The organism is Sphingobium agri (assembly GCF_023051225.1).
Taxonomy (GTDB): Bacteria; Pseudomonadota; Alphaproteobacteria; order Sphingomonadales; family Sphingomonadaceae; genus Sphingobium; species Sphingobium agri.
Genome location: NZ_JALKHS010000011.1, coordinates 256769 through 267570 on the forward strand (window position 1 = coordinate 256769; position 10802 = coordinate 267570).

At 62.7% G+C, this 10802-nt stretch carries 11 protein-coding genes; 6 read left to right on the forward strand and 5 right to left on the reverse strand.

Annotated elements, in window-relative coordinates; genetic code table 11:
* Positions 1-17: 17 nt before the first annotated feature.
* The gene (mmsB, locus tag MU848_RS14875) at positions 18-896 is read left to right on the forward strand and encodes a 3-hydroxyisobutyrate dehydrogenase (RefSeq protein WP_247233797.1); all 879 of its coding nucleotides are present in this window, start codon (positions 18-20) and stop codon (positions 894-896) included.
* Between the two features lie 112 nt (positions 897-1008).
* Entirely contained in the window at positions 1009-1260 is a 252-nt protein-coding gene (locus MU848_RS14880) for a hypothetical protein (RefSeq protein WP_247233799.1), read from the forward strand.
* 246 nt (positions 1261-1506) lie between these two features.
* On the opposite strand, the gene MU848_RS14885 is transcribed toward MU848_RS14880, so the two are convergent.
* Positions 1507-2835 carry an MFS transporter gene (locus tag MU848_RS14885; RefSeq protein WP_247233801.1) on the reverse strand — a complete coding sequence of 443 codons (1329 nt, stop codon included), beginning with the start codon at positions 2833-2835 and terminating at the stop codon, positions 1507-1509.
* Between the two features lie 157 nt (positions 2836-2992).
* Here MU848_RS14885 and MU848_RS14890 point away from each other — a divergent pair, with 157 nt between their 5' ends.
* Positions 2993-5317 (forward strand): arylsulfatase, encoded by a 2325-nt coding sequence (locus MU848_RS14890; RefSeq protein ID WP_247233803.1) that lies wholly within the window; start codon positions 2993-2995, stop codon positions 5315-5317.
* A gap of 56 nt (positions 5318-5373) precedes the next feature.
* Here the strand turns inward: MU848_RS14890 and MU848_RS14895 are convergent, their stop codons facing one another.
* The 3 genes from MU848_RS14895 to MU848_RS14905 are packed head-to-tail and all read right to left on the reverse strand — an operon-like array spanning position 5374 to position 6587.
* Positions 5374-5787 (reverse strand): hypothetical protein, encoded by a 414-nt coding sequence (locus MU848_RS14895; protein ID WP_201516131.1) that lies wholly within the window; start codon positions 5785-5787, stop codon positions 5374-5376.
* Positions 5787-6140, reverse strand: a complete 354-nt coding sequence (locus MU848_RS14900) for a hypothetical protein (protein WP_247233805.1) — start codon at positions 6138-6140, stop codon at positions 5787-5789. Before MU848_RS14900 ends, MU848_RS14895 begins: the two co-directional genes overlap by 1 nt.
* Positions 6141-6167: 27 nt before the next feature.
* Positions 6168-6587: a hypothetical protein gene (locus MU848_RS14905; protein WP_097093625.1), complete on the reverse strand. Its 420-nt coding sequence runs from the start codon at positions 6585-6587 to the stop codon at positions 6168-6170.
* A 280-nt stretch (positions 6588-6867) separates the two neighbouring features.
* On the opposite strand from MU848_RS14905, the gene MU848_RS14910 reads away from it, so the two are divergent.
* Positions 6868-7161: a hypothetical protein gene (locus MU848_RS14910; RefSeq protein ID WP_201516133.1), complete on the forward strand. Its 294-nt coding sequence runs from the start codon at positions 6868-6870 to the stop codon at positions 7159-7161.
* A 15-nt stretch (positions 7162-7176) separates the two neighbouring features.
* Here the strand turns inward: MU848_RS14910 and MU848_RS14915 are convergent, their stop codons facing one another.
* On the reverse strand, positions 7177-8952 hold the full coding sequence (locus tag MU848_RS14915) for an FAD-binding protein (protein WP_247233807.1): 1776 nt from the start codon (positions 8950-8952) through the stop codon (positions 7177-7179).
* Positions 8953-9085: 133 nt separating this feature from the next.
* On the opposite strand from MU848_RS14915, the gene MU848_RS14920 reads away from it, so the two are divergent.
* Together MU848_RS14920 and MU848_RS14925 are read left to right on the forward strand one after the other, a co-directional pair.
* A complete protein-coding gene (locus MU848_RS14920) occupies positions 9086-9727 on the forward strand; it encodes a TetR/AcrR family transcriptional regulator (RefSeq protein ID WP_247233809.1) in 642 nt (213 codons plus the stop codon).
* Positions 9728-9823: 96 nt separating this feature from the next.
* Positions 9824-10741, forward strand: a complete 918-nt coding sequence (locus MU848_RS14925) for a formylglycine-generating enzyme family protein (RefSeq protein ID WP_247233811.1) — start codon at positions 9824-9826, stop codon at positions 10739-10741.
* Positions 10742-10802: the final 61 nt, after the last annotated feature.

Here is a 10802-nt window from a genome sequence, read left to right on the forward strand (position 1 = left end):
GATAAGGACGAAGCAGGATGACTGAAACGATCGCCTTCATTGGCCTGGGTAATATGGGCGGCGGAATGGCCGCCAATCTTGCCAAAAACGGCTTCACCGTCCGCGCCTTCGACCTGTCCGACGACGCGCTTGCCAAGGCGGAGGCAGCAGGCGCCATCCGCACGGGCAGCGCTGCCGAAGCAGTCACCGGCGCGGATGCCGTCGTCACCATGCTTCCGGCGGGCAAGCATGTGGAAGCCGTCTATACCGGCGAGGTGTTCGGCGCAGCCAAGCCCGGCGCGCTGTTCCTCGATTGCTCGACCATCGACGTGGCAACCGCCCGCCGCGTGATCGCCGCGGCGAAGGCGAAGGGCTTCCAGATGGCCGACGCGCCCGTTTCCGGGGGCATCGCGGCGGCCAGTGCCGGGTCGCTCACCTTCATGGTGGGCGGCAACGATGACGCGTTCGCCAAGGCAAAGCCCATCCTGTCCGCCATGGGCAAGGCGGTGATCCACGCCGGCAGCGACGGCAATGGCCAGGCGGCGAAAATCTGCAATAACATGCTGCTCGGCGCGACCATGGTGGCGACCTGCGAAGCCTTTGCCATGGCGGAAAAGATCGGGCTCGACGCGCAGACCTTCTATGATATCTCCAGCGTCTCGTCAGGGCAAAGCTGGTCCATGACCAGCTACTGCCCCGTCCCCGGCGTCGGCCCCCAATCACCCGCCGACAATGGCTATAACGGCGGTTTTGCCGTCGCCCTGATGCTGAAGGACCTCAAACTCGCACTCGAAGCAGCAGCGTCGGTCAACGCCAGCGTGCCCATGGGGGCGCAGGCGGAAAGCCTCTACCAACTGCTCGCGAACAAGGGGGAACCGGGTCAGGATTTCTCCTCGATCATCAAATTGCTGTCCTGAACCGGATCAACATACAGGCTGCTTAGCTGCATGATCTGCAGCAAGGCCCATGCAACTGAACGTCGCGCCTTCCGTTACATTGACAGGTCGTCAAAAAAAATGAGGCAAATCAATGCGGATGGAAAGCGCGACAGGCTGGTCGGCAACATATAGCTATTCCCCCCTCTATCGGGAAGATGAGCCAAACCATTGTCCCGGATGTGACCGGCAACAATGGATCATCGGGCGGATGACTGCCGAATGTACTTTTTGCGGCTCTGCCATGCCGCTTGAACATTTCAGCACCTACAGCGCTTCGCCCCGGATCGAGTGCCGCGATTATTCGGCCGACGATCTGCCTGACCATCTGCGGCCAGTGGCCTGAGCTGTTCCAGACACAAAGAGCCCCACCTCCTGATCAGAAGGCAGGGCAGTTTGGGTCGCACTGCAGGATAACCTGCGGGCAGCCAACCAGCATCTCGGCCCTCGGGTTCCGAGGTCGAAGTGAAGGCGACATCGCCGCCTCCATGGTTAATATGTTGAAACATCCCGGAAACCGGGGCCTTTGGCGCCAGCTATAACCAACGCTATAATCAACAATATCACCCGGCCATGCACGAAATCGGGCCACTCAGCCGCGCGCCACCGCCTCGCTCGTCACCGCATAGCTGCGCAGCCCGGACCATGCGGCCAGAGCAGCGAAAAGCGACGCACAGAAGCCCACCGTCGCCAGCGCCGGGCCGATCTGCCCCTCTCCGCCAAACAAGGCGCTGTCGATCAACGGCACGATGGCAGTACCCAGCGACAGCCCCACCAGACTGTTGGCAAGCAGGAACAGCGCAGCGCCCGTCGCCCGCATGCTCGGCGGCGTTGCAAGCTGGATCGCGGCCAGCGAGCAGCCGAAATAGCCGTTGAAGCAAAAGGTCAGCAGGGAAAAGAACAGCAACAACAGCGTCACCGAGGGCATGATCGGCGCAAGGGCGGCCGGGACCAGGCACAGGAAGGCGAGGATCATCGTCATCCGCAAATTGGCATCGCGAACGCCCTTCAGCGACAGCCTCTCCGCCGCGAACCCGCCAGCCAACGACCCTAGGCTCCCGAGGACGAGGTAGATCAAGCCCAGACGGAGCGAAGCCTGCCCCGGCGTCATGCCGAACGTGCGGATCAGCAGCGTCGGATACCAGGCCATCAGGCCATAACCCATGATCCCCAGCAATGTGGAATTGCCGTAGATCGCGGCGAACGTCCGCCAATGCGCGCGCAGATGCGACAGCGCGGCGCGCAACGGCATGCCCGCGCTTGCCCATCCCGCCCGGCGCGCCGGTTCACGCGCGAGGAAAACAAGCGCCGTCACCACCAGGCCGGGCAGCGCCACCAGAATGAAGGCCGCGCGCCATGTCGGCATCGGCCCCACTCCGGGAACCATCAAGGCCCCCTGCTCGGCGACCATGTCCACCACAGCGCCGCCCACCAGCAACGCAAGCCCGCCGCCGATCGTGATGCCGAGATTGTAGATCGCCATCGCCCGCGAAAGCTGCGCGGGAGGATAGGCATCGCTCAGCCAGCTATGGGCCGATGGAGAAAGCGACGCTTCGCCCAGGCCCACGCCCATCCGCGCGGCGAACAGATGGGCATAGCTTCCCGCAAAGCCGCAAAGGGCGGTGCAGGCGCTCCAGAATAATACGCCCACCGCGATGATCCGGCGGCGGCTGATCCTGTCGGCCAGCATGCCGATGGGGATGCCGACGACCGCGTACAGCATGGCGAAGGCCAGCCCCTGCAATAAGCCGACCTGCAAATCGCTGAGGCCCAGATCCTGTTTGATCGGCTCGACCATCAGGCTCAAAATTTGCCGGTCGACGAAGGATAATATGTAGGCAAGAAGGAATATGCCAAGCGCGACATGGGCCCGCCGCAAACTGGTCCTGCCGCCTGCTTCGACAGATTCTTCGCTGCTCACTCGCTCATCCCCTCGCGCCACGGCTTTTGATTCCGCCCTGAATTGTCGTGCGTCTCTGCAGATTTTAGTGGGGAGAGGTCAAGCTCGGACATCGACGCGCTTAGGCGTGACGCTAATCATTGCCATGGTCGCCTGTACTATATAGTACCGTACATAAATGATGGAAGAGGTTGGCGAGATGAAGAATGTGCGGCGGCTTTTAAGAACCCTGGCTCTCTCAGCGGCTGGAGTGGCCGCCATGGCCCATGCCCAGCCTCCCGCCACGACCTCAGCCCCTACGGCCACGCCTTCGTCACCTCAATATGTGCGCCAAGCGCCGAAGGGAGCGCCCAACATCGTTCTCGTGCTGCTCGATGATGTCGGCTTTGGCGCCACCTCGACGTTCGGCGGCCCGGCGCAAACGACGACGCTCGACCGGCTCGCTCGCGGTGGGCTGCGCTACAACCGCTTCCACACGACCGCGATCTGCTCGCCGACGCGCGCATCCCTGCTGACGGGCCGTAATCCGCACGCCACCGGAATCGGCTCCGTCATGAATTCCGCCGACGGGCGGCCAGGCTATAGCGGGTTCCAGGGCAAGGATACCGCAACGATCGCCCGTATCCTGCGTGAAAATGGCTATGCGACCGGGGCCTTTGGCAAATGGCACCAGACGCCCGATTGGGAACTGAGCCAGGCGGGCCCGTTCGACCGCTGGCCTACGGGAGAGGGCTTCGACACCTTCTACGGCTTTCAGGGTGGGGAGACCGATCAGTTCAACCCGACACTCTATCAGGGCACCACGCCCGTCATGCGGCCAGCGGGCGACAATTATCACCTGACGGAAGATCTCGCTGCCCGCGCGACGGATTGGGTTCACACCATCGGCTCCTCAGCGCCCGGTCGGCCCTTCTTCCTCTATTTTGCGCCGGGCGGCATCCATGCGCCGATCCAGGTGCCCAAGGAATGGATCGACAAATATCGCGGCAAGTTCGACCAGGGCTGGGACAAGATGCGCGAAGAGATTTTCGCGCGCCAAAAGAAGCTGGGCGTGATCCCCGCCAACACCAAATTGACGCCGCGCCCGGCCGAAATGCCCGCCTGGGACAGCCTGACCCCCGAACAGAAGCGCTTCTCCTCGCGCCTGATGGAAAGCTACGCCGCTTTTCTCGCGCACACCGACGCGCAAGTGGGCAAGCTGGTCGATGAACTCAAGGCGAACGGCCAGTTCGACAACACGCTCTTCATCTATGTCGTCGGCGACAATGGCGCGAGCGCGGAAGGCGGGCTGGAAGGCAGCCTCGACTATATGGGCAGGCTGACCGGCGTGTCGCCCTCGCCTGACGCAAAGTCATTCGCCCGCATCGATGAAATCGGCGGCCCTTCGACCTATGCCCATGTCAACTCCGCCTGGGCCTGGGCGTCGGATACACCCTTCCAATGGACGAAGACCGTCGCCTCCCATCTTGGCGGAACGCGTAACGGCATGGTGCTCAGCTGGCCCAACCGGATCGAGCAGAAGGGCGGCATCCGCAGCCAGTTTGGCCATGTGAACGACATCGTCCCCACCATATTGGAAGTCACCGGCATCCCGACACCAGCCGAAGTCGATGGTGTACGGCAAAAGCCGATGAACGGCGTCAGCCTCGCCTACAGCTTCAACGATCCCAAGGCGCGCGAGCGGCACACGACCCAATATTTCGAAGTCTTCGGCAATCGCTCCATCTATCATGATGGCTGGATGGCCTCGGCCTTCCATGGCCGCTATCCCTGGATGGCCTATGCCCCCAGGGAGCGCCCGCTGGAAGAAGACAAGTGGGAACTGTACGACCTTCGCACCGACTTCTCCCAGTCCAATGATCTTGCCGCGAAGAACCCTAAGAAGCTGGAAGAGTTGAAGGCGCTCTTCATGACGGAAGCCGCGGCCAATCAGCTCCTGCCGCTGGGCGGCCAGGTGCTCGACAAGAGCAAGCTTCCCGATCCAACCGGCGGCCGCCGCGCTGCGGACTATCGCCAGGGCGACATCGGCGTTCCAGAGGTATCGCTGCCTCGCCTGTTCAGCCGTTCCTGGACCATGCGGGCCACCATCGATGCGACCCCCGGCGCGCGCGGCGTCGTTGCTGCGCTCGGCGGCACGGACTCCGGCATGGCGCTCTATCTCGATGGCGAAGGACGGCCCAAATTCACTTATCGTCTCTACGATGTGAAGACCGTCGACCTCGTCGGCCCTGCTCCCCTGTCATCGGGCAAGCACAGCATCCAGGTGGATTTCGACTATGCGGGCGGCGGCTTTGGCAAGGGCGGCACGTTGAAGATGACGGTGGACGATCAGCCGATCGCTTCCGATACCATCCCGGCCAACCCCGTCTTCTTCAGCATTCACGAAACGTTCGGCGTGGGCCTCGACACGGGAGCGCCCGTGGGCAGCTATCCGGCCGACGCCCCGCTCGGCTACCCCATCAGCCGCGCGAAGGTCGACAAGGTGACCATCCGCACCCGGTAAGGGACCCTGCGCAGGGCGGCCCATCGAAGGGGCTCGCCCTGTGCAGCCATGGCCAGCTATTTGGACGTCGCCGTCTGACGATCGATCACGGGCTTTTCGCCACGTTCCTTGTAGATCGACATGGAGCGGGATCGAACCTGCCCATCCTTGCGCACATGGGTGTTGGTCATTGACCGCGCCCGCTCGTCATCATCGCGTGCCGTGGCAACGGAGCGCTGCCGCGCCATATTGTCATTGAACTTGGCGCGCGAGTCCGTGGTCGCCGTGCCGCCATCTGCGGCCGTGGCGGTGCCGCCACCCGATACGCCGACGCTGTTCGCGTCCGTGGTGCCGGAACCATAGGTGCCAGCGGACACGTCGCCTGTCGTCGGGGTGGAGGATTGGGAAGCCGCGCTGTTGGTCTGCGCGGAAACGCCGCCCGCGCCAGCCAGACAGGCCGACGCCAGGATTATAGCTATTGCTCGCTTCATCATTCGTTCCTTTCCGGTCGCTCGTCGATGATGATCCGGCATCCTTCCGGCCCGCGCGCCACTGTCATGGATCGCCCGGAACCATCGGACGAGCTGGACGCACTGGACGATGCCCTGGACCCGCCTGCCGATGAGGAAGATGCACTGACATGCGACGAAGCATGCGCGCCATGCGAACTGCTCGACGCAGCCGAAGCGCCTTGGCCATCATCCGCTATGACAGAGGTTTCGACACGGCCATCAGCGAAAATATGGGTGCGACGGCACGTTCCGTCCGACGACTGAACGCCTGCCGCCGCCGCGATCATCATGATGATGGGTCCCATGGTGACACCTTTCTTGGGGACAAGCATGCTTGTCCCCAAAAGGTGGGAGTAAAATCAGCGAGACGGGTTGGTGGAATTCGCCGTGGAATCACCGTAGACCTCGCCGGTCGAGCCATTGCGATCCGTCGATCCATAGGCGTCAATCGACGTCGAAGTGCTCTGCGATCCCGTGCCGCTGGCCGAACCGCCAGCCGTCACGCCGCCCGTCGCACGATCACGATCGGTATAGATGGTGCCCGAACCATAGGTGGACGCCGAATTGGATGTCGCGCCGTCGCGGCGGCTCTCACGATCATGGCGTTTTGCCTTGTGCTTGCCGTGGGCGCGGTCGTTGCTGCCTGCGGTCGCGCCGCCAGCCACCGAACCTTCAGGAGTGGACGCCGATACGCCACCGCCTGCCGTCGTTTGAGCGATCGCGCTCGTTCCAAGCAGGCCCGCGGCGGCCAGAGTAGCGATAATCATTCCGTTGCGCATAATGCTCTCCTTCCATGATTGTCCTGATGCAGCGCATGAGGTCAGTGCACAGCGCAAGGGGAATGAATTAGTTCAACGACTTGCCGCAGCTTTTCCGTCGCCCTGTCGTGTCTAAACACAGGATGAACAGAGATCATGCAGTGAAAGCGCGGCGATCCGGCAATCATGCTAAATTAAATGCACCCCTAGAACCAATGTCCTTCCCGCGCATTTCTACGAACAACAATGGACTTGTGCCCGGTGCCACCGGTCATATCCATGGCGGTTCCAGGAGAATGCAATGAGCACGAAGATAGAATATAGTTTTTCAACCCGCCGCGAGGCTGAACTGGCGGTGGAGCATCTGGTGCAGGAACATGGGTTCGAACGCACCGACATCTTCATCGAACCCCAGGGATCGAACAACAGTGTCGGCGAGGAGATCAGCGGAAGCGACGCCGCCGCTCCATTGGAAGAGGAACGGGACGACGCACCGCTGGAAACGCCCATCCTGGTATCGATAGACCTGAACGACGACAGCCGCGCCACTCTTGTCAATGACGTCTTCAGCGAAGCGGGCGGCAACAGGTCCTGACGACAGCGCCTGCAACTATTCCGAACCGGCGCGGCCCGCAATCGCGCGAGCAGCGCGTCGGCCGGAATAGATGCAGTCGGCATAGGAAAGGCCGCTGACATACAGGTTGGAACAGATGCCCACCGCGTTGCGCCCGGCGGCGTATAGCCCCGGAACCAACCCGCCATTGCGGCGCACCTGCCCCGTCCGCTCATCAACCGCCAGGCCGCCCACCGTCATGCAGGCGATGGGGAAAAGCTGCGCATCGACCGATGCATCGATGGCATAATAGGGTCCCTGTTCCAACGGCAGCATCTCATCCGCCGCCTTGTGGAACCGGTCCTTGACCTCTCCTTTTGCCGCACGATTGTAGGTGGCGACCTCCGCCGCGAATGTCGCGGGATCGAAACCCATCTTCCGCGCCAGATCTTCGGGCGTCCGTGCCTTCTTGGCGGCGAAGAAGCAGTTGACGATCGTGATGTCCCGCTGAAAGCCCAGTGTGCCACGGCGGAAAGCATCGCGCAGCGCTTTCCGGAACAATCTGCGGTCCAATATGATGTAGCCCCGCCCGCCATTGCGCTCGACCATCTCATCGCCGATCCGCGCGCCGTACCAGGTCTCGTTGACGAAGCGCCCGCCACGGCCATTGACCAGCATCCCCTGCCCCCATGCTTCGGGCGGAGAGAGGAAGCGCCATGCGGACACGCGCCCCATCAACTCGGTCGCGGCGCCAGCCGTCACGCCCAGCATGATCCCGCTGCCATTGTCGCCCAGCGTGCCATTGGGCAGTCCGGGCGCATATTCGGGTGCGAAATGTTGGACCATCGGCGGATTGCAGATGAAGCCTCCAGCGCTCAGCACCAATCCCTTGCGCGCCCGGATCCAACTGCTCTTGCGCACGCTGCTCTCCAGGCTCCGCGCCTTGGCGAGATAGCGATAGCCCACGGCAATGGTGATGCGTGATCCCGGAAAAGTGCCGGGCAGCATCGACATCCATTTGCTGGCAAGGGCGATGTAGCGCGAATGTTTGCGCCGCGTCTCGGGGTCGGCGAACTCCTCGATCCGCACGCCGATGACGCGGCCTTCGCTGTCCAGCGCCAGTTGCCGGGCTTCCGCCCCGGATCGGAACATCATGCCCTTGGCGAGGGCGCTCGCCCGCAAGGCATTGTACATGCCCGCACCCACGCCCCAGGGCTTGTTGCCATTGCGGAAATGAACCCGGTGGCCACGCGCGGCGGGCTGCGTCAGGTCGCGATAAGGCCCCGCCAGGCTGCTGTCAGGATGATAGAGGAATTTGTCGATGGGCGGATAAGAGGTCTTGCCGGGATGATAGCTTGCCTGGAACGGCGCGCCGTGGCTGCGCAGCCATTCGAACGTGCCTGCGCTGCTCTCGCAGAAATCGCGCAGCGTCTCGTCGGAAACGATGCCGCCCGTCTCCATCTTCAGATAGGCGAACATGCGCTCCGGATCATCCGTGATCCCCGCTTCGCGCTGGATCGACGTTCCGCCACCGGCATAATAGACGCCGCCATTGGCCGCCGACGATCCCCCGCCATCATATTGATCGACGGCAATGACGCTCAGGCCCTCTTCCAGTCCGTGCAAGGCAGCCGCGATCCCCGCGCCCCCCAGCCCCACGACCACCATATCCGCTTGCTCGTCCCACGAATGAGCGTCCGGATCAGCGACATGCAGCGGCGCTTCGATCGCGAGGCCCCAATCCTTTATCGCCTCCCCACCAGGCGGAACGGGTGCGTGATCCGGCTTCTTGCGCGGGTCATGATCCAGGGCAGCCATTGCGACGTCGGACATGCATCTCTCCCCCAGGCGAGAGTCGCCCGCCAGCTCTGATTCAATTTGACATGAAGTTGACGATAACTTGTCTATCCGTCAAGTTAAGCTGGGGCGAAAGACATCAACCTCCGGCCGGAAAGGAAAATTGCAGATGGGAACGGTCAGGCCAGCGAGGGACAAAGGCGGACGCCCGGACACTGCGACCGCGTTACGCCTCAGCCACGCGATCCTTGACGCCGCCGAACGGATTTTCCTCGCCCAGGGATTTACCGGAGCCAGCATCGAAGCGATCGCCACTGCGGCTGGCACGAGCAAGCAGACCATCTATGCGCGATTCGGCAGCAAGGAAAAACTGTTCCTGGCCGTCAGCGAAAGACTGCTCAAACCCAAATTCCCGGTACAGCCCTCGGGCGACGCCAGCCTCGCCGCCCGGCTCGGCACAGCGGCGCGCCAGATATTGGCAGCCATGCTCGACCCGAAGATGGTGCGGATGTACACCATCATCACCGCCGAGGCCCACCGCTTCCCCGAACTCGCTCACGCCGCCGATGACAACCAATCCTTCCCCGCCCGCCTCCTGGTCCTGCACATCATCGAGCAAGCTTTGGAAAGCGGCGAGATTTGCTGCGATGATCCCGCAAGCGCCATGCTGATGTTCCAGGACATGGTCCTCGCCGCCCCCCTCCGCTCCACCGCGCTCGGGATCAGAAAGTGGACCCCGCAAGATCTGGAACGTTGGGCCGACAGCGCCGTGGCGATTTTCCTAAACGGGGTGCGATCATCACCGCTTTAAGCCACGCGCAACCCTATGCTATGGGGCTCCCTCGAAAGCCATGAATGGCAGGCTATCACTTCGGGCAGAGGATCAAGCGGCACGATGAGGGCGGGCATGCGCCACCTTCCCGGCGGAACTTTCCGCATGGGATCGGACAATTTCTATCCCGAGGAAGCGCCCTCGCGCCAGGTGCGCGTCGATCCTTTCTGGATCGATGAAACGCCTGTCACCAACGCCGATTTCGCGCGCTTTGTCGAAGCGACCGGATATCGCACGCTGGCTGAGACAGCGCCCGATCCCCGTGACTATCCCGGCATGGACCCCGCCATGGCCAATGCAGGCTCCTTGCTGTTCCAGCGGACGCGCGGGCCGGTCGACCTCATGGATTACAGCCAGTGGTGGACGTTCAGCTTCGGCACCGATTGGCGGCATCCTCACGGGCCGGGCACCACCATAGTGGGGTTGGAGGACCATCCGGTCGTGCACGTCGCCTTCCCCGATGCGGAAGCCTACGCCAAATGGGCGGGGAAGCTTTTGCCGACCGAAGCGGAATGGGAATTTGCAGCCAGGGGCGGCCTTGATAACAGCGAATATGCCTGGGGTGACGAACTCGCGCCCGGTGGCAAGATGCTGGCCAATTATTGGCAGGGTGCCTTCCCCTATGGCAACACGCTTGAGGACGGCTATGAACGGACCTCGCCCGTCAAAAGCTATCCGGCGAACGGCTTCGATCTCTACGACATGATCGGCAATGTCTGGGAATGGACGACCGACTGGTACGCCCAGCCGCGTATCGAGCGCAAGGCGAAGGGAAGCTGCTGCGTCCCCGCCAACCCGAGGGGCGGGACGAAGCGGGAAAGCCTGGACCCCGCCATGCCCCACACGCCGATCCCGCGAAAGGTGCTGAAGGGCGGATCGCATCTGTGCGCCGCCAACTATTGCCAGCGCTACCGCCCCGCCGCCCGCCACGCGCAGGCGATCGACAGCTCGACCAGCCATATCGGCTTCCGCTGCATCGTCAGGGGCGACTAGAGTATCCGTGATGATCAAGCTGGAGATTGCGTCCAGCATCGATCGGCTTTGAGCAGGGCGT